At 71.9% G+C, this 24,658-nt stretch carries 16 protein-coding genes; 5 read left to right on the plus strand and 11 right to left on the minus strand.

Annotation, left to right across the window (positions count from 1 at the left end; genetic code table 11):
• Positions 1-44: 44 nt before the first annotated feature.
• Positions 45-4,655: a S8 family serine peptidase gene (locus O7621_RS17680; RefSeq protein WP_282230285.1), complete on the minus strand. Its 4,611-nt coding sequence runs from the start codon at positions 4,653-4,655 to the stop codon at positions 45-47.
• A gap of 338 nt (positions 4,656-4,993) precedes the next feature.
• Entirely contained in the window at positions 4,994-7,951 is a 2,958-nt protein-coding gene (locus tag O7621_RS17685) for a LuxR family transcriptional regulator (protein WP_282230286.1), read from the minus strand.
• Between the two features lie 301 nt (positions 7,952-8,252).
• Here O7621_RS17685 and O7621_RS17690 point away from each other — a divergent pair, with 301 nt between their 5' ends.
• Positions 8,253-8,768 (plus strand): hypothetical protein, encoded by a 516-nt coding sequence (locus tag O7621_RS17690; RefSeq protein ID WP_282230287.1) that lies wholly within the window; start codon positions 8,253-8,255, stop codon positions 8,766-8,768.
• A gap of 161 nt (positions 8,769-8,929) precedes the next feature.
• On the opposite strand, the gene O7621_RS17695 is transcribed toward O7621_RS17690, so the two are convergent.
• From O7621_RS17695 to O7621_RS17705, 3 genes are all read right to left on the minus strand, one after another.
• A complete protein-coding gene (locus O7621_RS17695) occupies positions 8,930-9,469 on the minus strand; it encodes a hypothetical protein (RefSeq protein WP_282230288.1) in 540 nt (179 codons plus the stop codon).
• Between the two features lie 89 nt (positions 9,470-9,558).
• On the minus strand, positions 9,559-10,995 hold the full coding sequence (locus O7621_RS17700; RefSeq protein WP_282230289.1) for a HAMP domain-containing sensor histidine kinase: 1,437 nt from the start codon (positions 10,993-10,995) through the stop codon (positions 9,559-9,561).
• Positions 10,988-11,683: a response regulator transcription factor gene (locus O7621_RS17705; protein ID WP_282230290.1), complete on the minus strand. Its 696-nt coding sequence runs from the start codon at positions 11,681-11,683 to the stop codon at positions 10,988-10,990. The genes O7621_RS17700 and O7621_RS17705 overlap by 8 nt, the downstream gene beginning before the upstream one ends.
• Before the next feature lie 201 nt (positions 11,684-11,884).
• Between O7621_RS17705 and O7621_RS17710 the strand changes: the two genes are divergently transcribed.
• Positions 11,885-13,003 carry a hypothetical protein gene (locus tag O7621_RS17710; protein ID WP_282230291.1) on the plus strand — a complete coding sequence of 373 codons (1,119 nt, stop codon included), beginning with the start codon at positions 11,885-11,887 and terminating at the stop codon, positions 13,001-13,003.
• Positions 13,004-13,058: 55 nt separating this feature from the next.
• Here O7621_RS17710 and O7621_RS17715 read toward each other — a convergent pair whose 3' ends face one another.
• Both O7621_RS17715 and O7621_RS17720 read right to left on the minus strand, forming a co-directional pair.
• Entirely contained in the window at positions 13,059-15,467 is a 2,409-nt protein-coding gene (locus tag O7621_RS17715; RefSeq protein ID WP_282230292.1) for a Tex family protein, read from the minus strand.
• A 181-nt stretch (positions 15,468-15,648) separates the two neighbouring features.
• Positions 15,649-16,335 (minus strand): GPP34 family phosphoprotein, encoded by a 687-nt coding sequence (locus O7621_RS17720; RefSeq protein WP_282230293.1) that lies wholly within the window; start codon positions 16,333-16,335, stop codon positions 15,649-15,651.
• A 216-nt stretch (positions 16,336-16,551) separates the two neighbouring features.
• On the opposite strand from O7621_RS17720, the gene dgt reads away from it, so the two are divergent.
• Complete coding sequence (gene dgt / locus O7621_RS17725) at positions 16,552-18,135, plus strand: dGTP triphosphohydrolase (RefSeq protein ID WP_282230294.1); 1,584 nt, start codon at positions 16,552-16,554, stop codon at positions 18,133-18,135.
• 58 nt (positions 18,136-18,193) lie between these two features.
• Here dgt and O7621_RS17730 read toward each other — a convergent pair whose 3' ends face one another.
• From O7621_RS17730 to O7621_RS17740, 3 genes are all read right to left on the minus strand, one after another.
• The gene (locus O7621_RS17730; protein WP_281554388.1) at positions 18,194-18,526 is read right to left on the minus strand and encodes a zinc ribbon domain-containing protein; all 333 of its coding nucleotides are present in this window, start codon (positions 18,524-18,526) and stop codon (positions 18,194-18,196) included.
• A 105-nt stretch (positions 18,527-18,631) separates the two neighbouring features.
• Positions 18,632-19,030, minus strand: a complete 399-nt coding sequence (locus tag O7621_RS17735; protein ID WP_282230295.1) for a PaaI family thioesterase — start codon at positions 19,028-19,030, stop codon at positions 18,632-18,634.
• A gap of 45 nt (positions 19,031-19,075) precedes the next feature.
• Positions 19,076-20,233, minus strand: a complete 1,158-nt coding sequence (locus O7621_RS17740) for an acyltransferase (protein ID WP_282230296.1) — start codon at positions 20,231-20,233, stop codon at positions 19,076-19,078.
• Between the two features lie 224 nt (positions 20,234-20,457).
• On the opposite strand from O7621_RS17740, the gene O7621_RS17745 reads away from it, so the two are divergent.
• Complete coding sequence (locus O7621_RS17745; protein ID WP_282230297.1) at positions 20,458-22,815, plus strand: EAL domain-containing protein; 2,358 nt, start codon at positions 20,458-20,460, stop codon at positions 22,813-22,815.
• Here O7621_RS17745 and O7621_RS17750 read toward each other — a convergent pair.
• Complete coding sequence (locus O7621_RS17750) at positions 22,791-23,318, minus strand: GNAT family N-acetyltransferase (protein WP_282230298.1); 528 nt, start codon at positions 23,316-23,318, stop codon at positions 22,791-22,793. The genes O7621_RS17745 and O7621_RS17750 overlap by 25 nt on opposite strands.
• A 228-nt stretch (positions 23,319-23,546) precedes the next feature.
• On the opposite strand from O7621_RS17750, the gene O7621_RS17755 reads away from it, so the two are divergent.
• Complete coding sequence (locus tag O7621_RS17755; RefSeq protein ID WP_282230299.1) at positions 23,547-24,656, plus strand: hypothetical protein; 1,110 nt, start codon at positions 23,547-23,549, stop codon at positions 24,654-24,656.
• Positions 24,657-24,658 lie beyond the last annotated feature (2 nt).

A 24,658-nucleotide genomic window follows, 5' to 3' on the forward strand; every position in this document is an offset into this window, starting at 1 on the left:
GGCTCACCGTCGACGGGTCATCTACCGGCGAGCCGGGTCACGGGTCAGCTGGTCTCCAGCGCTCCCGCCGATCGGCCGCACACCTGGCGCAGTGCCCAGTCCTCGACCCGTACGTCACCGGCGGTGACCTGGGTCTGGCGGGTCTGCGGCATGTAGCCGTCCTTTGCCACGATCATCGTGACCGGGTTGTGCCGGTGGTCGAGCCAGTGGGCGTAGCCGCCGTCGGCGTCGGTGGTCAACGGCAGCTCCATCGTCCACGTGCTCAACTGCACCGTCGCCCCGGTGATCGGGGTCAGGTCGCCGTCACAGCCCACGGCGGAGACCGTACCGGTGATCTTGCCCCAGGTGTCCGGCGGGGTGACGGTCATCGTCACCGGCACCGTGTCCACCGCGTACGGCGTGTCCTCGAAGACGGTGACGCCGGTGGTGTAGGTGCCCGGCTGGGCCACCTCGGCGGTGAGGGTCAGCGTCACCGTGAGGCTCTCGCCGGGGGCGATCGTGGCGGTGCCCGGGTCCACCGTCAACCATTCGGTGTCCGTCATCGACCCGCACTGGTCGAAGCCGGGCAGCAGTTCCACTGTGCTGGTCGGTTGGAATCCGGAGATCGCCGATCCGCCGACCCGGTAGAGCCCGCAGGCGCTGCCCGGCCGGAAGCCGGGGCTGTTCGCCGTCGGCAGGGGCGACCACGCGTCGGTCGCCGGGTCGTAGGCGTACCCCTCGTTGGTGATCGCCTGGGTGCCGGTGCCGCCACCGGAGATCAGCAGCTGGTTGTCGGCGGTGTGGTACGCCGAACCCCACAGGTTCACCGGCAGGTCCGCCACCTGCGTCCAGGAGTCGCTGGCCGGGTCGTAGGAGTAGCTGGCGGTCACCGGCTGGCTGTTGGACAGTCCACCGGCACAGACGATCCCGCCGCTGACCGCGCCGCAGGACTGCCAGGCGATCGGCACCGGGTAGCTGGCGACGGTGTCCCAGGCGTCGGCCCGGGGGTCGTAGCGGAACACCTGGTCGCTGTACGGGGCACAGCTGGTCGTGGTGCAGCCGCCGACCACGTACAACTCGCCGTCGAGCACCGCCGATCCGGCGGCGGCCGACGCGGCCGGCACGTCGGCACCCGTGCTCCACCCGCCGGTGGCCGGGTCGAAGATCAGCGTGTCGGTGTTCAACGTGCTCCACCCGCTGACCAGGTAGACCTTGTCGCCGATGACGCCTTCGGCGGCCTGGCTGCGGGCACCGTGCGGCATGTCGTCGAGCCGGGACCAGGCCTGGGTGACCGGGTCGTAGACGTACACCTGCGCCAGCGACGACAATCCGCTGGACCCGCCGAACGAGTACAACTTGCCGTCGACGGTGACCGCGCTGTTGTCCATCACCGTCCGGGGCAGCCCCGGCAGGCTGAGCCATGGTTCAGCCGCAGGGGTCGCCGCCGGTGCGGCACCCGGTCCGAACACCGTCGCCGACGCGGCCCCGGCGAGCTGCTCGATCGGCGCGTCGAGTGGAATCCGGCGGGTCGGTGCCCCGGCGGCCGCCGCGATCTGGCGCGACGCCGCCCGCGAACCGTCGGCGCGCTGGATCTCGAACTCACCGGCTCGTTCGCTCAGCTCCACCTCGGCGGGCGCGCCGCCGGTGTTGGTGACCGTGACCTCGGCGGTCGTCGCTCCGCCGAGCGGCACCGTCGCCTCGACCGGCGAGCCGGTCACCGTCAGTCGTCCGGCCGCCAGCTTGTAGTTGTGCCGGGTGACCCAGTCCTCGGTGACCTCTGCCCATCGGGCCAGCTCCGCGTACTGGTTCACCGAAGCGGTGATCCGGTGCCGGCCGGCGGGGGAGAACAGGGCGTAGAAGCCGTCGTCGAGGTCCGGGTCCTGCGGCGTCGCGACGGTACGGGTGCCGACGGAGCCGTCCACCGGCGTCACCTCGGCGTCGGCCAGCCCGGTGCCGGTGTTGGCGTCCCGGACGAAGCCGACGGCCAGCCCGCCTTCGACCTTCACACACTCGAACTCGGTCTCGGCGATCCAGTCCACCGCGTTGCTGAAGACCCGGGCGCTGTCGTCGTGCCAGGTCTGCGGCCCGGTGTTGTAGCTGGCGGCGTGCATCGACAGCAGCACGTGCCGGTTGTTCGTCCGCTGCTGCACCCCGATGCCGACCCCGACGGTGCCGACTTCCGAGGTGACGGCGTTGGCGACCACCATCCGACCCTCGCCGCCGTAGGCGTCGAAGAAGCCGTAGTACTTGGAGTAGTTGTCCGTCTCGTCGAAGGCGATCCGTCCGCCGAGCGGGAACCCTTCCACCACCGGGTGTTCCTGCATCACCTGGTACGACAGGTCGCCCTCGGTGTCGTAGACGATGCCGCTGCTGCGGGCCCCCGGGTTACCGGTGTACTGGCTGAGCAGGTAGATGCCGTTACCACCCACGTTGGACCAGGTGTCCAGGAACAGCACACCCACGCCGGCCGCGTCGGTGTCCGCCAGGAACCGCAGGAACGTCTCCTCGCCGGGGTTGCTCGGCCGGTTGACGATGATCGCGTCGTAGCCGGACACGTCGGTGTCCCAGCCGACCTCGGTGGTCGGGACGCCCTGGTCGTCGAGGAAGGCGCCGATCTTTCCGGCTTCGTCGCCGAGGATCCCGATCCCGGCGGAGAAGGCGTAGCCGGGTGCGGACGCGCACCGCTGCACCGGCGCGGCCACGTCCATGGTCCGGTTGCCGCCGTGTACCTGCACCGGCTGCTCGACGGTGCCGTAGCCGTCGTACTGCGGCTCCACCACCAGGGTGTACGTCGCGTGGGTCGGCAGGACCAGCCGGTACCGGCCGTTGAACGGGTTGGTGAAGGTACTGACCCCGGTGCCGGCCACGCTGACCTTGGCGTACAGCGGCCAGCCGTGCCCGGAACCGTCCCGGACCAGCCCGCTGAGCGTCATCGTCGGCAGCACGGTCAGCGAGACGTCCTCGATCGTCGTCCCGCCCAGGGTGATGGTCACCTCGGTGCTCTGTTCGGCGTAGCCGAACGCGGTGACCGTCACCGGGTAGGTCCCGACGGTCAACCGGACCGAGTAGGAGCCGTCCGCCGCGGTGACCCGCTCCCGGACCGTCTCGCCTCCGATGGTCACCGTCGCGCCCTCGACCGGCGCGCCGGTCGCCGCGTCGGTGACCACACCGGACAGGGTCCCGGTGTCGCCGACCGGAGCCGCTTCCAGCAGCGCCATCGCGTCGAGGCGGCCTTCGCCGTACACGTTGTTGTCCGCTCCGGTGCCGCCGCACTGCGGGTCGGCGGTGTCGATCGCGGTACGGTCGAACAGCTCCCGGGTCGCGTCGGTGTCACCGATCAGTGCTGGGGCTGCGGACCACAGCAGTGCCGCCGTGCCGGCGACGTGCGGGGCGGCCATCGAGGTCCCGTTCTCGCTGTAGTAGCTGTCGCCTGGTCCGGACGAGCGGACCGCGACCCCGGGTGCGGAGATGTTCGGCTTGAACTCGCCGTCCTGGCCCGGACCGCGGCCGGAGAAGTAGGCGATCTCGTTGTCGACGTCGTACGCGCCGACCGAGTAGTTCACGGAGCGGCTACCGGGCGACCCACTGGACTGGCAGCCCTGCGCGCCGCTGTTGCCGTTGGACCAGATGCCGAGGATGCCGGCGGCGTCCCAGGCCAGCGACACGTCCTCCATGAAGGGGTCCAGCGAGGGCTGCGTACTGCCCCACGAGTTGTTGATGATGTGTGGACGTTTGCCGGCGTCAGGGTTCTGCCCGTCGAGGTCGGTCGGTGCCAGCAGCCACTGGCCGGAGGCGACCAGCGCAGCGTCGGTCGGGCAGCAGCCGTTCGCCGCGATCCAGTTCGCCTCGGGCGCGACGCCGATCCGGTTGCCGGTGCCGCCGTCGCCGACCATCGTGCCCATCGTGTGGGTGCCGTGCGAGCCCCGGTCGCACGGGGCCGCGCCGCACCGGCTGTCGGCGTCGAACCAGTTGTAGTTGTGGTCGAACGTGCCGTCGCCCAGGTTGCCCCGGTACTGGGCGACCAGCGCCGGGTGGTCGAACTGGACACCGGTGTCAAGATTGGCGACGGTGATGCCGGCGCCCTTGGTGCCGAACTGCTCCCACACGTCGTCGGCGTTGATGTTGGCGATGCCCCACTCGACGTCCTCGGCCTGGGTGCCACGCTCGCCCGCACCGTCGGCGTCGTCGCGGGCCGGCTGGTCCGGGGTCGGCTCGATCAGCTGGTATTCGACCGGCTGGTAGAGGCCTTCGACGTCGGGCCGGGCCGCCAGCTCCTGGGCCAGCATCGACGATCCGTCCCGGACGTAGATCGCGTTGCTGGCCCAGAACGCCTGGTAGGTCACGCCTTCGGTGTCGAGCAGGTGCCGGACACTGGTCTGGCTGGTGGCGGCGGTGGTCCGCAGCGCCTCGGCGACCGCCTCGCCGCGCGCCGTCCAGTCGTCGATCTGCCTCGCCTGCGCCAGGTCGGCCCGCTCGGCGAACCGAATCCACAGGTCGGTGGAGCCGTCGGACTGCAGCGACCGCTCCAGCTCGGGCTGGATCTTGTCTGCGACGCCGCGCCCCGGGTCACCGCCCGGATCGGGGCCGGGCCGGGGTGCCGCCGCCGCCGGATTCGGTGCGGCCAACGCCACACCGGCCAGCAGCACCAGCGACAACGCTCGTGCGATGGGTTTCATTGGGGGGTTCCTTCCGTGGGATCGGCCACGCGGGTGGGCACGCCGCGCCCCTCACAGGGGTTGGTACGGGTCGCGGCGTTCCGCGCTGCAGGTCGCGCAGGTACCGGTGCCACCGTCGGGTGCCGCGTCCGCGTCCGCCTCGGGTCCACCGGGTACGGGTCGGTCGGATTCGGGGTCGGATTCGGGCGCGGGTTCATCTGTTGACCGCCCTGGTGGCTCGTGCATGCAAGTCATGCTGCTGAGCCGGCGGATCGTTAGCTATCCAGCAGATACGTCAAAGAATCGACCGGTCGCGGTCGATGTGCCCGATCCGGTTTCGACCGGGTTGCCGGGCCGTTTCAGTCGTCCGCCGCAAGGACGCCGGCCTCCACGGCGGCGACCGCCAGCGCGGTACGGCTGGACACCCGCAGCTTGCGCATCGCCGATCGGAGCTGCTGATCCACTGTGGCCGACGACTTGGCGAGGATCCGGCCGATCTCCCGGTTGGTGTGCCCGGCCACCACCAACCGGACCACGTCCAGCTCGCGCGGGGACAGCCGGTCGCCGTACCCTTTGCGACCGCCCCGCCACCGGCGCGGCACCTCCCCGCCGTGTTCGCGTAGCCGTCGCGCCACCCGGTCGGCGGCACCGCGCGCGCCGAGGTCAGCCAGACCGTCGTACACCTCGACCAGCAGCGCCCGTCCCGGCTCGGCCCGCTCGGCGGCCAGCAACGCCAGTGCCTGCCGCTCCCGGGCGAGTAGCGCGTCGTACGGGCGGGGCAGCGCCGCCCACGCGCGGGCGGCCCGGTCGAAGCCGGCCGCCGCCCGGTCATGGTCACCGGCTGCGTCGGCCAGCGCGGCCCGGCACACCGCCAGCGCGGCCGCCGGGCCCGGCGCGGCCCGGCCGCGTAGCCCGCCGGCGAATCGACGCACGAGTTCGGCCGCTTCGTCCGGCCGGCCGGCGGCGAGCAGCGCCGCCACCCGCGCCGGGGCGATGTCAGTGGCCCACACCCAGACCCGCTTGGCGGCGACCGCCCCGATCGGACCATCGGTGACCCGCACCGCCCGATCGGCCTGTCCGTCGTCGAGCCAAAGCCGGGCGAGCATGGCGGCCGGCTCCACCGTGTCGTCGACCGCGCCGCGCCGGGCCGCCTCGTCCAGCACCACCTGGAACTGCTGCTCGGCGTGGCGTAGCTGACCGGTGGCTGCGGCCAGCCGGCCGGCCAGCCGCAGACTCCCCAGATAGACGCCCGGCCGGTCCCGGTCCGCCTCGGCCAGTTGGGCGGCCCGGTCGGCCAGGCCGTCCCACCGGCCGGTGAACCAGTCCAGGTTGGCCTGCTCGACCAGGACGTTGTAGCGCAGCCGGACCAGACCCTCGGCGTCGGCGAGAGCCAGCGCCACCGACAGGTGCCGCCCGGCGTCGGCGTACCGGCCCCAGATCAGCGCCCCGGTGCCGACGTTGGCGTGGATCCGGGCGATGTCCCGCCGTTCGGCCGGCGCCGCGCCGTCGGTCGGCAGCCCGGCCACCACCTCCCAGGCCTGCGGTTCGCCGAGCATCAGCAGCGCCGCCGCCCGGTTGCCGGCCAGCGACATCCGGTCGGCGGCGGACGGGATCCGCGGGATCAGCTCGGCGGCCCGGTGCAGCCACCGCAGATGGGTGGCGGCCGGCCACGGGCCGGCGTACGCCCAGCCGAGGTAGGTCATCGCACGGGCCGCCTCCACCGGGTCGGCCAGGTGCTCCACCGCCCGGCCGAGTTCGGTGAGCGCGGCCTGTGCCTCACCGCCGATGATCAGCAGCCGGCCCAGCGGGTTGCGGATGTCGGCCTGCTGCCGCGCGGTCAGCTGGGTCGACTCCAGCACGGCCCGCAGGGTGGCGACCACCCGGTGGTAGACGTCGTCGACCGGTTCGCGGCGGCCGAGTGCGGCGACGGCGGCGGTACGGGCGATCCGGGCCCGGTCCGGTGCCGCCAGTCCCGCCACGGTCAGCAGCTCGTCGAGGGCGACCGCGGCGGTGGTGTGGTCGCCGGAGGCGATCATCCGATCGGCGGCGGCCTCCGCGTACCGGGCCCAGCGCGCCACGTCACCCGCCTCGCGGAAGTGTCGGGCCAGCTGGGCGACCGGGGGCGGATCCAGACCCTCGACCGCCTGTCCGGCCCGCAGATGCAGCGTACGCCGCTCGGGGTGCGCGATGGCCTCATAGACGGCGGTGGCGGCGAGGGCGTGCCGGAACCGCCACCGACCGCCGCCGGGGTGGTCACGCTCGTCGCTGTCCAGCAGACCGGCGGTGGCCGTCTCGGTCAGACCGGCCCGGCAGGCCCGGGTCAGCAGGCCGGCGGTGGCAGCCAGGGTGGCCTCGTCGGCGGGTTCGCCGAGTACGGCGGCGGCGCGCAGCACCCGCTGGGCGGCCTGGGTCAGCCGCCCGACCCGTTCCCGGGTCGAGTCCCGCACCGACGCCGGCACCTGCAGCTCACTCAGGCTCAACCGCACCCAGCGTCCGTCCCGGAACACCATGTCGGCCCGGTCACACAGCAGGCGTACCGACTCCTCGACCATCAGCGGCACGCCGCTCGTGCGCTGGTGCAGGAAGGTGGCGAACTCGGTCGACATGGGATTGCCGTCCAGCATCGACGAGACCATCGCCGCCGTGTCGGCCACGTCCAGCGGCGCCAGGGTGATCCGCAGCCGGGCGCCGCCGCCGGCCGCCGGCCGGGACAGCCGCAGCAGCAGCGAGCGGTCGTCGACCTCCTCGGGCCGGTAGGTGACCAGCAGGCTCGGCCCACCGGGGGCCGGTCGGGCGGCGAGGAACACCAGGAACTCCTGAGTGACCTCGTCGGCCCAGTGCGCGTCCTCGACGACGAGCAGGTCGACGTCGAGCGCACGGATCAGCTCGTCCAACGCCCGGAACAGCCGGTGCCGGGCCGCGGTGGCGTCGTCCACCGGGTCCAGTGGCGGTGGCAGCTCGGCCGACCATTCCGGCAGGAGCGGGCGCAGTGCCCCGGCCAACGCGCTCAGCCCCACCCCGGCCAGCCGTGGCCGGACATCGCGCAGCGCGTCCACGATGGGCGCCAGGGTGAGCGATTCGCGTAGCGGTGGGCAGACCGCCAGCAGGGTGCCGGGGCGCAGACCGGCCCCGGCTGCCGACGTCTCCCGCACCAGCCGGCTCTTGCCGATCCCCGCCTCACCCTCCAGCAGGACCACCGCCGGGGGACGGGCGAGCGCTGTGGCCAGCGTCGCCACCTCACCGGACCGTCCCACCAGCCGTGGCGTGGCGATCGGCACCGCCGTGCCCGCCGCCGCAGCGTGCCCGCTCACCCGCATCGTCGGAGCGTATCCCGTACGTCGGATGCCGTAGCGGGCCGTCGATGCCGCCCTGGCCGGCGCCCTGGGCATCCACCCCTTGTCGTGATCCGGACCGTGGCGACCGTGGTGACCACGGTCGCCGTTCGACTATTGTCGAGGCGGATTCAGAATTCGCCCGACGTCCGGGTCGACCACTACGTGAATCCACCCGGTCTGTTCGCTCCGCACCAGATACACGCTCCTTGTCGATGCCCGTTGGGTGTCTGCTTCTCGTGCGCGGACCGGGTTGTCCATCCTGATCGAGACAGGAGTTCGGCACGTGATCAGTAACGCCATGCTGCAGCAGGCAGGTGCCATTCTGGGGCAGGTCGCCAACGGCGTGAACGTTGTCGTCGTTCCGCAGTCGATGTCCGTCGGCACGGCCGAGAACCCGGCCATCTGTCTGAAGTCGGCGATCCAGGTGAACTGGGTGAAGAAGCAAATGGCCGCGCCCGAGGTCCGCAAGTACGTCGAGGACGACGTGGACTGGGACGGGATCATCGGCACCGTCGCGCTCGACACGCTGGTGATCCAGGAAGGGGTTTTCGACGGAACCATGGCCTACCGCTCAGCGGTGATCTGGCACGAGCACGGGCATGTCCTGCACGGCAAGACCGAAAACGGGAACGTCTACCTGTACGAGGTCACAAGTCTGGCCAATGCCGTAGGTGTGCTGGACGACGAGGAAATCCGGAACGTTCTGGAAGCGAGGTCCGGAGCGTATCGGGCGGCGGTGGAACCGGGCGTCGCGGCGCTGCGTCAGTTCCTGCAGCAGAATTGGCAGATCACGCTGTAGGAGGGTCGGCGATCCGGGTGCCGGACCGGCGCGGCAAGGCACTCGACGCCCGGATCGACCGCGGCCCACGCGGCTGTCGTGGGACCGGAGTCCACCGCGCGGGCCGCGTGCCCGGCGGTGCGGGTCACTACGGGTCACTACAGGTCACTGCGACGTGCGGGTCAGTCCGTCTCGGGTCGCAGCACGATCCGGGCGAGCAGTTCCTCGCCGTCACGGAGTCCGCGGACGCCGACCTCGGCATCGACGTCGAGACTGGACAGCTTGACCTCGTCGCCGTCGTCGATCACCCGGCACTCGTCGGCGCAGGTCCAGTCGAGGACGAAGCCGTCCGCCGACTCGACGCTGATCGTGCTGCCGTCGATGGAGTCGACCGTGCCGCGCTGCACGACGAGCGTGCGCGGCCCGCCGTCGGTCTGTACGGTCATCTCGCCGTGCAGACCGGCACCGCCCGCCCCGAGGCCGCGTAGCCAGCCGACGCGTGGGCCGGGTCGCCCCCACGCGCCACGGCGGCCGTCCCACCAGCCGGGCCGGTCGTCGCTGGAGAGACCGAAGTCGCTGTAGTCGACGGTGTCGACCGCGGCGACCGGGAGTGGATCCGCAGCGGTGTGGGAGCCGCCGGACCCGCAGCCGGTGAGGGCCAGGATCGCGACCGCCCCCGCCGCAGCACCGGTGAATGCCTTCGTGCCAACTGAACTTCTCATGTGGTCAGCATCGGCCACCGACACGAAGCCACCGTCAGGTCGATGTTCGGATCAGGTAAGGCGCCGTCGGTCCGACGGAGGCAGCCGAGCTACCGGGCCGTCCTGCGCGGCAACCGTACGGTGAACACGGCACCGCCGCCGGGGGAGTGGCCGGCTCTGATCCGCCCGCCCAGACGGTGGGCCAGCCCGGCGGCCAGGGCCAGCCCGATCCCGGTGCCGACCGACCGTTCGCCCCGGTAGCGGCGGTGCAGCGCACCGCGTTCGAAGATCACCGCGAGGTCGTCGTCGGTGAACCCCGGGCCGTCGTCGTGCACCTGCACCGCGACGAAGTCCGGCTGCCCGGCGGCGGATCCAGCCTGCCCGGTCGCCGGTTCCGGCGGTACGCCGAGCCGTACGGTGCCGCCGGCCGGCACCACCCGCAGCGCGTTGTCCAGCAGGATGTCGACGACCTGCCGGAGCCGCCCCGGGTCGGTGTGGACGGTCACCGGCGCGGCCGGTGGGGTCAGGTCGACCGTCACCCCGTTGCCGGTGAACCGGGGCCGCCAGGCATCGACGGCGTCGGTGAGCAGCGCGCCGAGGTCGACGTCGACCAGTTCCAGGGCGAAGTCGGAGGCCTCCAGCCGGGCCAGCGCCAGCAGGTCGCCGACCAGGCGGTCCAGCCGCTGCGCCTCACCGAGCATGATCTGCCCGGTACGCACGGCTCCGTCGGGGTCCACCACCCCGTCGGCGATCGCCTCGGCGTACCCGCGCAGGGTGGTCAGCGGGGTGCGCAGCTCGTGCGAGATGGACAGCAGGAAGTCCCGTTGCCGTGCCTCGCTGACGGCGAGCGCGGCGGCGAGGTCGTTGAGCGCGCGGGCCAACTGCTCGGCCTCGACGGGCGGATCCAGCGGTACCCGGATGGTGCGGTCCCCAGCGCGCAGCCGCTGCGCCGCGTGTGCGGCGGCCCGGATCGGCCGGGACAGCCGGGCGGCGAGCAGCACCCCGGCGATCAGGCCGGCGGTGAGCCCGGCGGCCAACGCCAGCCACAGGTTGCTCCAGACCAGCCGGCCGACTCCTGGTCGTACCGGCTGGAGCAGCACCACCGCCGTGCCGTCGCCGGTGGGCCGTCCTTCGATCAGGGTCGGCTGGCCGTCGACGCGGGCCGGCCGGCGGCTGGTCACCGGCGCACCGGCGGCGAGCCGGCGGACCACCTGGCCGGGCAGCTGCCGAGGCACCGTCCCGCCTGGCCGGACGAGCAGCACTTCGATGCCCTGGTCGGTGAGTTCGCCGGTCAGCCGGCCGGCGAGAGCCGTCCGCGTGCCGGCCGGGGCGTCGGTGACGGCCGCCGCGACCAGGTCGGCCTTGGCGGCCAGCGAGGCGCGGGCGCCGCGTTCCGTGCCCCGGACCCCGAGCGGGATGGCGACCGCTGCGGTGACCAGCACCGACAGTAGGGCGACCGCGCAGGCGACCCCGACGGTACGGGCAGTGAGTGTGCCGGTGAGCTGGCGCCAGCCGGACCGCTGCCCGGTCTGGTCCGGTTCAACCATCGGCGGTGTAGCCGACGCCGCGTACCGTGCGGATCACGGTGGCGGCGGTGCCGAGCTTGGCCCGGACCTGGGCGACGTGCACGTCGACGGTGCGGGTGCCGGCGTGCGCGGCGTAACCCCAGACGGCGGAGAGCAGCTCCTCACGGGTGTAGACCCGTCCGGGCCGGCGCATCAAATGGTCCAGCAGGTCGAACTCGGTGGAGGTGAGGACGACCGGGTGGGAGTCGGCGGTGACGGTGCGCCGGGCCGGGTCGAGGGTGACGCCACCGACGGTACGGACCGGTCGACCGCCGGGCGGGCCGAGGCTGCGGCGGCGGATGGCCCGCACCCGGGCGACCAGTTCGCGGGGGCTGAACGGTTTGGTGACGTAGTCGTCGGCGCCCAGCTCGAGGCCGACGACCCGGTCGATCTCGTCGTCGCGGGCGGTGAGGAAGATGACCGGGGTCCAGTCGTCGTCGGCGCGCAGCCGCCGGCAGATCTCGGTGCCGGTGACGCCGGGCAGCGCGATGTCCAGCACGGCCAGCACCGGGCGCAGCCGTCGGGCGGCGGCCAGCCCGCTGTCACCGTCGGCGCACACGTGTACGCCGAACCCGTCGCGGGTGAGGTAGAGCCGGATCAGGTCGGCGATCGGCTGTTCGTCCTCGACGACGAGCACCAGTCCCCGGTCTGGTTGCGGTGCTGCGGTCACCCGCCCATCTTGACGTGACCGGTAAACGACCGCATCAGTTTCCGGTACGGATCAGGTAAAAGTCGCTGCTGGCGGGTGATTCCCGGATTGTGAGCCGGACCGGATGCCGCATCAAATCAGATCACGGTCAATAACTGTACGGGCACGTGGTGTATTCATTAGGCTGACTGGATATCGCTCCTCGTGAATGGAGGTGGACCGGTGTCTGTCCGCACTGGATCCAACAACGGCCGCGGCTTGGTCCGCCGTGGCATCGCCCTGCTCGCCACCGGGCTACTGACCGCCACCGCCGCCGTGGTCGGAGCCGCCGCGCCGGCTCAGGCGGCCGTCGCTGACCGCTGGGGTTTCGCCTACCTGCACACGCCGACCCCGGCACCCGGCACCATCCTCGACACCACCCGGCAGTGGGGCAGCTGGAAGGCCACCGCACCCGCGCTCTGGGCGACCGTCGACCAGGTCGGTGTCGGGCGCTACCAGGTGCGGTTCCCGCTGGCCGCCTCACCCAACGGTGTCGTTCACGTCACCACGGTCGACAACGCACCACGATGGTGCCAGGTGGTCTCGAACGCCCCCGCCGGACCTGACCACATGGTGATCGTGCAGTGCTACCGGCCCGGTGGCGTACCGGACAACGCCCGGTTCGTCGTCGACTACACCTCCGCCTCCGGGATGCTGCCGCCGGGGTCGGACGCGTTCGGCTACGTCAGGGCGAACCCGGTCGGGGCGATGCTGTCGTCCTACAACTCGATGGGTGCCGGCAACACGGTCACCCAGCTCGGCACCGGCTTCTACGAGGTGAAGCTCAACGGACTCGGCACCGCCCTGCTGGACGGCAACCTGCAGGCCACCGCCGAGCACCCGTTCGGTCCGCGGCGGTGCAAGATCGCCCAGTGGTCCCCCAGCGGCGGCGCGATCCTGGCGTACGTGTTCTGCTTCGACCCAGCCGGGTCGTTCATCGACAGCTACTTCAACCTGACCTACCACCGGGAGCGGCCGATCTTCGGCTCGGTGCCGCCGACCCGGTTCGCCTACCTGCTGAGTTCGCCCTTCGGCGGGTCGACCAACTTCAACTCCGCCGGTGGGGCCAACAGCATCGCGGTCTCCGGCGTCGGGCAGTACCTGGTGACACTGCCGTCGGTGGGTGTTCCGGCGAGCACCGTGCAGGTCACCGCGCTCGGCACCAGCCCGGACTACTGCAACCTGCAGACACCGTGGGTGCTGTCCGCCAACACGGCGCTGGTTCGCAACGTGATCTGCTTCAACGCCGGAGGTTCGCAGGCACCGAACAACTTCTTCCTCACCTATTCGTCGAGCACCTGACCGGTGAGGGGTCGGGACGGCAACCGTCCCGACCCCTCGCGTGCAGACCGACCGGTCAGGCTAGACCCGCCCGGCGCAGCGCGTCGGCGAGCGCACCCTCGGGCTGGCCTCCGCCGCGCTGGCTGTCCCTGCCGCCTCTGCCGTCCCGGCCGTCCTTGCCGACCTGGCCGATTCGGCCGCCTTTGCCGTCCCGGCCCTGCTGCCGGGGCTGCCCACCCCGGCCGGGGCCGCCGCCCCGGCTGCCGTCCGCGCCGTCGCGCTGACCCGGTGCGCGGCCGGCACCCGGCTCGTCGTCCAGCCGCAGCGTCAACGAGATCCGTTTGCGGGCCACGTCCACGTCGAGCACCTTCACCCGGACTATGTCACCGGGCTTGGCCACGTCGCGGGGATCCTTGACGAAGGTCTTCGACATCGCCGACACGTGCACCAGACCGTCCTGATGCACCCCGACGTCCACGAACGCGCCGAACGCGGCCACGTTGGTCACCACGCCCTCCAGCACCATGCCGGGCCGCAGGTCGGCCAGGGTCTCCACACCGTCGGCGAAGGTGGCGGTACGGAACGCCGGTCGCGGGTCGCGGCCCGGCTTCTCCAGCTCGGCGAGGATGTCGGTGACCGTCGGCAGACCGAACACGGCGTCGACGAACTTCTCCGGCCGGATCCGGCGCAGCGTCTTCGTGTCACCGATCAACGTCCGTAGGTCGCTGCCGGTGTCGGCGAGGATCCGACGGACCACCGGGTACGCCTCCGGGTGCACACTGGACGAGTCGAGCGGGTCGTCGCCGTCGCGGATGCGCAGGAAGCCGGCGCACTGTTCGAACGCCTTCGGCCCCAGCCGGGGCACGGTCCGCAGCGCCTCCCGGGACCGGAACGGCCCGTGCGTGTCGCGGTGCAGCACGATGTTCTCGGCCAACCCGGCACCGATGCCGGAGACCCGGGTCAGCAGCGGCGCCGACGCGGTGTTCACGTCCACCCCGACCCCGTTGACGCAGTCCTCGACCACGGCGTCGAGTGACCGGGACAGCTTCGTCTCGGAGATGTCGTGCTGGTACTGCCCGACGCCGATCGACCGAGGGTCGATCTTGACCAGCTCGGCGAGCGGGTCCTGCAGCCGGCGGGCGATGGAGACCGCGCCGCGCAACGACACGTCGAGGTCCGGCAGCTCCTGGGAGGCGTACGCCGAAGCCGAGTAGACCGACGCGCCGGCCTCGGAGACCATCACCTTGGTCAGCTGCAACCCGGGGTTCCGGGCCATCAGGTCGGCGACCAGCTTGTCGGTCTCCCGCGACGCGGTGCCGTTGCCGATCGCCACCAGGTCCACCCGGTGCGCGGCGGCCAACTTCGCCAGCGTGTCGATGGAGGCGTCCCACTGCCGGCGCGGCTCGTGCGGGTAGACCGTCTCGGTGGCCACCACCTTGCCGGTGGCGTCGACCACGGCCACCTTCACCCCGGTGCGTACGCCCGGGTCCAGACCCATCGTGGCCCGGCTGCCGGCCGGCGCGGCCAGCAGCAGGTCCCGCAGGTTGGCGGCGAACACCCGGACCGCCTCGTCCTCGGCCGCCTGCCACAGCCGCATCCGCAGGTCGGCGCCGAGGTGGATCAGGATCCGGGTACGCCACGCCCAGCGGACGGTGTCGGCCAGCCACTTGTCCGCCGGCCGGCCCTGGTCGCTGATGCCGAACCGGCCGGCGATGATCGGTTCGTAGCTGCTCGGCCCGGCGACAGCATCGGCCGGCACCTCCTCCGGCTCCATGGTCAGGTCGAGGACCTGTTCCTTCTCCCCCCGGAACATGGCCAGCACGCGGTGCGACGGCAGCCTGGTGAACGGCTCGGCGAAGTCGAAGTAGTCGGCGAACTTGGCCCCCTCGGTCTGCCGGCCCTCGCGTACCCGGGCGGTGAGCCGGCCCCGCGACCACATCCGCTCCCGCAGCCCACCGATGAGGTCGGCGTCCTCGGCGAAGCGTTCCACCAGGATCGCCCGCGCACCGTCGAGCGCCGCCGCCGCGTCGGCCACACCCTTGTCGGCGTCGACGTAGCCGGCGGCCGCGGTCCGCGGGTCCTGACCCGGATCGCCGAGCAGCAGATCCGCGAGCGGCTCCAGGCCTGCCTCGCGGGCGATCTGCGCCTTGGTCCGCCGCTTCGGCTTGTACGGCAGGTAGATGTCCTCCAGCCGGGCCTTCGAGTCGGCCGCCATGATCTGCGCGGTCAGCGCCTCGTCGAGCTTGCCCTGGCTGCGGATCGACTCCAGGATCGCGTCGCGGCGCTCGTCCAGCTCACGCAGGTAGCGCAGCCGCTCCTCGAGGGTACGCAGCTGGGCGTCGTCGAGCATCCCGGTGGCTTCCTTACGGTACCGGGCGATGAACGGCACCGTCGCGCCGCCGTCGAGCAGTTCGACGGCGGACGCCACCTGCCCGGCCCGTACTCCCAGTTCTTCGGCGATCCGCTGATCAATCGCTGTGGTCACGTCGCGTGCCCCGCTCCAACTCCCCGGCTGCCGGGCGGGGGTGCTCCCGCCCGGCCCGATGCCTGGCCCGGCACCCGTCCTGCGGCCGGTGCCGGGGACCACGGTGGGTGGTCCGGGGAGCATTCTGCCGGCTACCGGCGGTCGGTGTCGCGCCACCACGCGACCCGGTCGACGGCGCAGGTCACCAGGCGATCGACGTGTCCCGCTGCGGCCACAGCCGCACCGCCAGCCGGGACCGTGGCACCGGGTGGTTGATCGCGTCGACCACAGCCGTCAGCTGCGGGTCGAGCCGGCTCGCGGTGGCCGTCAGTTGGCGCCGCACCGTAGCCCCGTACATGGTCACGAACCAGCCTTCGGTGCCGGTGGCACGGACGATCTGGGCGAGCGCGGCGGTCCGGGCGTCCACCGGGACGACCCGGCCGAGGGCGTGGCCGAGCCGGACCCGGGGGCCGACCGCGCGGACCGGATCCATCGCCGGGAACCGGGTCGTCATCCGGCGGGTCACCGGATGGCGGACCTGTTCGGTGCGCAGCACGCCGAGGGTCTCCAGATCCTCGGCGACCACCCCGGGTAGCCCTGGTCGCATCAGGGCGATCCAGTCCGGCACCGGTTGGCGTTGTTCCAGCCGCAGTTCGGCCAGCAGCGGGTCGGCGACCGGGTCACCGAGCGGCTGCCCGTCGACCGGCACCAGCAGGCCGTCGCAGACCTCGGCACGACCGGCGAGGATCAGCGTGGCGATCGCGGTGCCGGCGAGCCCGGCACCGAGTAGATCCCGGCCGACCATCGGCCGGCCGGTGCTGTCGTCGAGCGCAACCAGGAAGAACTCCTCGGTCAGCGTCAACTCCGTCGGAGTTCGAGCACGGCGCATCGAGTCGTCCCCTGCGGCGGTTTCTGGTGCGCGAGCCGAGCAGGGCCGCGGGAACGGCCCGGCAAGGATGGTTGACCTTGCTGAAGCGGAACCTTACGACGCCGGACCAATCAGCTCAAGCCATTCCTTTGTTGGAAACTGGTGAATGTTCCTTCGACAGCGCCGAAATGCCACCCCGGACCAGGTACGGCACCGGTGCCGGGTTAGCGTCTGCTGGTGGACCCGGCACCAGCAGCAGTCCGGTCGGCCACCCCGCCGGCCGGGGACCTCCGCGCCCGCCGCCTGTTCGGCCGACGGGCCGCCGCCGCCAGCGATCTGGCGGCGAGTCCGTTCCGGGCCGACCGGGACCGGGTCGTTTCCTCACCGTTCTTCGCCCGGCTCGGCGGCGTGACCCAGGTGATCAGCCCGGGCGGCTCCGGCCTGCTGGTGCACAACCGGCTGACCCACAGCCTCAAGGTGGCCCAGGTGGGCCGGGCCGTCGCCGAGCGACTGACGGCCGACGAACGACACCGGACCCTGCTCGACGAGCTCGGCGGCTGCGACCCGGACGTGGTCGAGGCGGCGGCGCTCGCCCACGACCTCGGCCACCCGCCGTTCGGGCATCTCGGTGAACGGGTGCTGGACCGGGTGGCCCGGCAGCGGCTCGGTCTGCCGGACGGGTTCGAGGGAAACGCCCAGTCCTACCGGATCGTCACCAGCACCGAGATCCGGGGCGAGGCGGCCGTCGGTCTGGACCTGACCGCGGCGGTGCGGGCCGCCATGCTCAAGTACCCGTGGACCCGGCGCACCTATCCGCAGCCGCATCCGAGCCTGCTGCGCCCGGCGCCGCGGGGTGCCGCGGTCGCGCCCGACGATCCGGCGGTCGGGTCGGTCAAGTTCGGCGCCTACACCACCGAGGCGGCCGATCTGCGGCAGGCCCGGGCACCGTTCGCCGGGGTGATCGAGCCGTGGCAGCAGACCGTCGAAGCGTCGATAATGGACACCGCCGACGACATCGCGTACGCCATCCACGACGTGGAGGACTTCCACCGGGTCGGCGTGCTGCAGCAGGGCCCGGTCGCCGGTGAACTCGTCACCTGGCAACGCTCCGCCGCGGAGCTGCGGGAGCTCGCCGACGCGGAGATCGCCGCCAGCGCGCACCGCCCTGGCCGGTCCATCGAGCGGCTCCGCCGCCAGCTGCACCGTAAGGACAGCTGGATCGCCTCCGACGAGGCGTTCGCCGCCGCCGTCGAACACGTCCGTCAGGAGCTGGTGGACGGCCTGCTGATGGTGCCGTTCGACGGGTCGATCGAAGCGGAGGAGAGCATCAGCACGTTCTCCGCGCGGTGGACCCGGCGGCTGGTCGGCGCGATCGGCGTCACCGCCGACCCGCCGGTACGCTCCGGCCACGTGCTGCTGGCCACCGCCCAGTGGCACGAGGTGCAGGTGCTCAAGTTCGTGCACCACCGGTTCGTCCTCGCCCGGCCGGACCTGGCGCTGCATCAGCGCGGTCAGGCCGATCTGCTGGCCACCCTGGTCGACGCGCTGCACGCCTGGGTGACCGACCCGGACGAGCAGGGGCGGCTGCCCCGCCGACTGCACGACCTGGTCGAGCTGGCCGAGGCGGAGCTGGCGGCGACCACCGGCACCGGTGCCGTCCCCGGGGTGAGCGGCGCCCCGGGCGGCAGCCTGGTCGCCGCCGCTCAGGGTCGGGCGATCGTCGACTACGTCGCCTCACTCACCGACGGCCAGGCGGTCGCGTTGCTGGGCGCGTTGACCGGCCGGTCCGGGCAGCTGTGGACCGATGCGTTCGTGCTGTGACCAAGCGTTCGTGCGGTGACCGGCCCGTTCGGGTGGTGAGTGCCGGTCCTGGCGGCGGTCAGTCCCGCCAGCCGTAGTCCAGCCCCACCAGGCTGGTGCCGACGGTGACCCGGGCCAGTACGCCGACCAGCGCCGCCCGCCGCTGGTCGCGACTGACCACGTCGGCGGCGTCGGCGTTCAGCTGTACGTACCGCTGCCACACTTGCTGTTCGATCTCCTCGGCGTTGATCAGGGAACGGTCACATTCCGTGTCGGGGCAGGCATAGTGGCGGGTGCCGTCGTCGGTGCTGGCCGGAATCAACAGGCGGTCACCGCACCACAGCAGACCGCGCAGGATGTAGAGGTCGGAACCGGTCGTGTCACGGCGTGCAGGGTTGACCATGATGCCCATGTCTCATCGCCTCCTGCCAGTGTGTACGGACCGGAGAGCTGCCCGGTTCGCCGGATCGCCGCGGCAACGGGCGGGCTGTGGTGCCCGGGCGGGCAGCGGGCGGTGTCAGGAGCGGCGGCCGCCCCCCGGCCGGAGGTTCTGCAGCCGCACCTGACCCCGGGCGACCAGTTGTCCGTCACCGTCGGTGATGTGAACCTGCCACAGCTGTTGGCTGTAGCCGCGGTGGACCGCAGTACCGACGGCGATCAGTTCCCCGCCGGAGACCGCTTTCAGGAAGTCGGTCTGATTGGCCACCCCCACCACCCGGCCCTCGTCACCGAGCCAGGTCGCCGCGCCGATGCTCGCCGCGCTCTCCACCAGCGCGCAGTACACCCCGCCGTGCACGATCCCGAACACCTGGTGCAGCGCCTGGGTCACCGGCAGCCGCAGCTCCACCCGCTCCGCGGAGATCTCTTCGGCCCGTACGCCGAGCTGTGCGTCGAACCCACCCACTGGCATGTCCATGGTGCCTCCCGTCGGCGGGCGGTCCCGCCTCGTCGGCGAGCGTAGTCAACCGGTGAGAGCGTCCTGCCGGGGAGCCGGCCCGGTCTGTCGCCGGTCCCGCGTCGGCGGTTCGGGTGGTCCGGGCGGAGTTGCCGGCGGAGTCGGCCTGAGTCGACGCATCGCCGGCAGCTCGACCCACCGGTGCAGCGGCACCGCCAACAGGTAGGACCCGACCAGGAACGCCAGCGTCAACCCGACCGCCTGCCAGGCGGTCCACTCCCGGTCCCGGCCGACGAGGTGCATCACGGTCACGATCACCACGAGATGAAGCAGGAAGAACGCGTATGACACCTCGCCCAGATGGACCGCGACCCGGTGCCGCCACCAGGACCGCCGGCCGTACAGGTCGGCCAGTGCCGCCGCCGGGACCAGCAGACCGATCGTCACGATCGTCGCTGCGGTGTCGCGGGCCTGCGCCGGCAGCCACTCGACGGCGAGATAGTTCACCACCCACAGAGCGGTGGCCACCGGCAGTCCCGGACCCCGCCAGGCGCCCCGCCGCACCAGCAGCGCCAGCACGATGCCGAGCAGGAACTCCAACATCCGTACCGGCGGGAAGATGTAGACGAACCAGCGGCGGTGTTCCGCCGCGATCAGCAGGTCGGCCACCACCGGCATCAGCCAGACGGCGGCCGGCAGGGCGACGGCGGCGACCCGCAGCGCCGTCGTGCCGAGCCGGCGCAGTCCCGCGTACAACAGGGGGAACGCCAGGTAGAACGCCATTTCGCAGGACAGCGACCAGGTGACGGGGTTGATCCCCAGGTAGTACACGTCCGACGGATGCCAGGCCTGGACCAGCGGTGCCGAGAAGGCCAGCAGCCGCGGCCAGATGTCCGGCAGTCGTGCCGTCAGCATCAGGCCGACGACGGCCGGCACCAGGGCGACCAGATGCGCCGGGTAGACCCGCGCCAGGCGTCCCCACCAGAACCGACCCGGCCGGTAGCCGGGGCGGACCGACCAGGTGAGGACGAATCCGGACAGCACAAAGAAGAACGAAACGCCCAGGTCACCGCCGTTGAACAGGATGCCGGCGACCCGGTCGGCCGGCGGGTCAGCCAACGGGATGAACGAGTAGGCGTGCACGCCGAAGACCAGTAGCGCTGCGGCGAACCGCAGCCCGGTCAGCGACGGCAGCCGGCCCGGCGAGGGAGGGGTGGCAGGCACCGGGCCAACATATCCACCGACTTCGCACGTCAAACCGGCGATATCCGACCGAGCCATACGCCAAACGGACGATTGGTCGGCGGTGCGGCAGCGACCATCAGCCGCGACCGATCGGCCCCACCGTGGCGGGCCCGGCCTGACCAGGCTGACCGCCCCGTCACCTTGGTATGGTGTCGGCCTGTTCGACGAATCAGCCGGTGAATGACATGTGCGCAGGGGCCATCGTGACGCGACCCGCGGCGCCGGGGACGGGACGGGCCTTGTCGTCGTCGTTGCCGGCACTGGTGTTCCTGGCCTTCGGCGTTGTCGCAGCCGTGCTCTACGCGGCGTTCGACACGCCGATGATCGCCGGACCGGCCTTCACCGTCGCCGGGGTCGGTGGCGCGCTCGCCGTGACCCTGGGCCCCCGTTGGCACCGGGCCCAGCCCCGCTGGGCCTGGTGGCTGCTCGCCGTCGCCTGCGTGTGCTTCCTCACCGGGGCGCTGGCCCGGCCGTGGGCGGTCGAGCAGGACGGGCCGTACGCATTGACCGCCGACGCCGCCACCGTGCCGGGCTACCTGTTCATGCTGCTCGGCCTGGCCGGGCTGCTGCGCACCCGGGGCCGGCTGCCGTCACACGCGGTGATCGACGGTCTGATCGTCTTCATCGGTGCGGCGCTGTGCTCCGTACTGCTGCTGGCGGTGCCGGCGGGCAGCATCGCCGACCGTCCGGCCCTGGTCTCCGCCCTGGCCGCGCTGTATCCGATCTTCGACGTGATCCTGATCCTGCTGCTGGTCAGCCTGGCCTTCACCACCGCCGTACGGCGGCCGAGCTACCTGCTGCTGGTCGCCTCCATGAGTCTGCTGGTGGTCGGCGACGTGCTGTACGCCATCATCGGGGTCTCCGGTCAGCTCACCGGTTCCCGGCTGCTGGATCTGCCCTTCATGCTCGGCTTCCTGCTGATCGGCGCCGCCGCCCTGCACCCCTCCGTGGTCGACCTCGGCCAGGCGGCCCGGCTGCCGGTGCAGGCCTGGTCGTGGCAGCGGCTGCTGCTGATCGGCCCGGCGCTGGCCGCGCCGTTCGTGCTCACCGTCTTCGTCTCCGGGCGATCGACGGCCGACCGGCTGGTGCTCGGCGTAGGCGGTGCTGCCATGGTGGTGCTGCTGATGATGCGGGCGGTCTCCGCCGTCCAGGGGTACGCCGCCGCGCAACGCCGCTACGAGCACCGCGCCACCCACGACCCACTGACCGGCCTGCCGAACCGGTTGATGCTCGCCGCCGAGGTGCGCCGGTTGCTCACCGCCGGTCGACCAGCGGACGCCGGGGTCTGGGTGTTCTTCCTCGACCTCGACGGGTTCAAACTGGTCAACGACTCGTGGGGGCACCACGCGGGTGATCAGCTGATCGCCCAGGTGGCGGCCCGACTGCGGGCGGCGCTGCCGGCCGCGGCGACGGTCGCCCGGGTCGGCGGGGACGAGTTCGTCGTGGTCCAGTTGGGCAGCCGCGCGCAGGCCGTGGCGCTCGCCGACCGGATCGTCGACTGTGTGCACGAACCGCTGCGGATCAGGCAGGTCGAGGCGGTGATCACCGCCTCGGTCGGGATCGCCGGGACCCACCTCGACGACGGTGGCGCGGGCAACGATCCGCCGGTGACCGCCGACGCGTTGCTGCGCGACGCCGACACGGCCATGTACCAGGCGAAGGCCGACGGTCGCGGCCGCTGGGTGATGTTCGACGCGTCGATGCACGAGCGGGTCCGCGAGCGGGTGGAGATCGAACAGGCCCTGCGAATCGCCCTCGGCGAGGACGATCTACGGATCGCCTTTCAACCGATCGTCGACCTGGAAAGCGGCAGCCTGATCGGTGCCGAGGCGCTGCTGCGCTGGGAACATCCGGGCCGGGGCAACATCTCACCGGCGGTGTTCATCCCGATCGCCGAGGACACCGGGCTGATCGGCCCGATCGGACGCTGGGTGCTCGACCGGTCGGTGCGGCAGCTGGCGCAGTGGCGGGCGGACGGCACGGTGACGGCGGATTTCTGGATGTCGGTCAACGTGTCGCCCCGCCAGTTGCGTGACCCGGGTCTGATCCGGGCGCTGGACGACGCGCTCGACCGGTACCGGGTGCCGGCCTCCGTCGTCGTCCTGGAGATCACCGAGTCGGTGATGATCGACCCGACCAGCGTCACCGGCCAGGTGCTGGCTGACCTCCGGCAGCGGGGGATCCGGATCGTCGTCGACGACTTCGGCACCGGGTTCTCCGCATTGGGCTATCTGCGCAAGCATCCGGTGACCGGGGTCAAGGTGGACCGGGCGTTCGTCGCCGGCCTCGGCCAGAGCGCCAAGGACGAAGAGATTGTCCGGGCGGTGGTGGCGATGAGCAGCGCCCTGCACCTGACCGTGGTCGCCGAGGGGGTGGAGACCCCGCTGCAGCAGGGCGTGCTGGCCGTCCTCGGCGTGCTGTTCGGACAGGGCAGGCTCTGGGGAGAGCCGGTCGGCCCGGCTGAGTTCGCCCGACGGTGGGCGAGCCGACCCGCCGACCCGGTGGACGGGCCGGCGGTGCCGGCTGCCAGGCAGGTTCAGGGTCGCGGCGGCAACTCGTAGAGCCAGAACGTCTGCTCGTCCAACCGGGTCGCCCGCGCTCCCTCGGTCAACGACTCCAAGGTCTGATGGATGGCCCGGCCGAGCCCGATCTGGTCGTTGCGGCGGCAGATGTCCAACGCCGCGACACCGTTGCTGTCCTGCACGCGTCGCCACATGTCGGCGATCACCGATTCGAAGATGCCGCTGCCTCGGTACTGCGGATGGACGGCGAAGAAGCCGATGTACCAGATCCGGCGTTGCGCGTACAGGTCCGGCCAGTGGTGGGCGAAGTAGTCCGGGGAGATCAGCGGCATGGACTCCAGTTCGTTGGTGAAGGTGGCGAGCGCGGTCAGCAGATCGGGGGACCGGTCGTCGCGCCCCAGATACTTCAGCACCCGGGTGTCGCTCAGCACCTGGTCGAACTCGGCCCGGTCCATCACGTGCCGTTGGACCGCGGTGACCCGGAGTTCGTCGAACGCGGTGGTGTACAACTGCCAGGTCGCTTCGGACAATTCGGGTGGCATGCTCGTTTCGACCTGAATGCGCATCACTGTCCTCCGGGGCTCGCGCCGGGTAGGCGGGGGTGGACGCGAGCCCTGCCACCGAGTATGAGTGACCGCTGAGCCCAAGGTCAGGCTGTGACCGGCGGCCGAACATTCCGGCACCGGCATCGATCCGCCGAACGTCCGGCTGCGTACTGCTGTACGGGCACAACGGTGCGCCGTGCCCGCGAACGCCGAGGAGGGGCAGTCATGCAGCGACCGGCACAGGGTGGCGAACCAGCCGCGATCGAGCTTGGCCCAGTGCAGCGGCCCGATACGGTCTGGCCTGGTCCTGCTCCCGGCCAGCCGCGCGAACCGGACGACGAGCAGCCGGAACAGCTCGACCACACCGACCACGACGACCACCACCTCGGCCGTTCCGACCACGACGAGCCGGTGACCGCGCCGCCGCGCCTGTTGCCGCCGCCGCCGTGGCTGGCCCGCGAACTGGACCGACCGGAACCGGTCACCCCGGCGGTGCCGTTCTTCGACCCGGAACCCGACATGTCCGAGCCGACCGGTCGCGGTCCGCGCCGACTCGCGATGGTCGTCACCGGGCTGGTGGCACTGTTCGTGCTCGCCGCGCTGGTCGGGGCCGGCGTCGTCGACGCGCTAAGGACCACATCGGACCCCACGGTCGCCGACTCCCCGCCGCCGGCCGACGGCCCCGCAGTGGTCGACCCGGCCGCCGTTGACCCGGAACCCGCCACCGAACGCCTGGTGACCGGCCCGCTCGGCGAACTACAGCAGGCCGAGTTCGACCTGGTCAGCGGTACCACGACAGTCAACATCCGGGCCGCCGACCTCGGCGGCGACCTGTACCGGGTCCGGACCCCGATCGACGCGGACGTGCAACCACGGGTAATCGCCGACGGCAACCGGATCAAGCTGCACCTGGTGCCGAACGACCAGTCCGGACCCGGTGTCGTCGACATCGAGCTGCACTCGTCGGTGCGCTGGCAGTTGCGGCTCACCGGCGGCGTCGCGGAACACCTGATCGACCTGACCGGTGCCGAGCTGAGCGGAGTGGACATCGTCGGCGGGGCGGCCCGCATCGAGCTGTCCCTGCCCGCGCCGGACGGCACCCTGCCGGTGCGGATGACCGGCGGCGCCAACCAGTTCCTGATCAACGCTCCGGATGGGCCCCCGGCCCAGGTCCGGTTCGGGTCCGGGGCGGCCAGCGCCACCATCGACACCCGCAGCCACGACGGCATCGCCCCCGGTGCGGTGTTCACCGGCCAGGGCTGGGCCGGCGCGACCGACCGGTACGACATCGACGCCGTCGCCGGACTCTCCGTGCTCACCCTGCAACGGAACTGATT

This window comes from Solwaraspora sp. WMMD937 (assembly GCF_029581175.1).
Taxonomy (GTDB): domain Bacteria; phylum Actinomycetota; class Actinomycetes; order Mycobacteriales; family Micromonosporaceae; genus Micromonospora_E.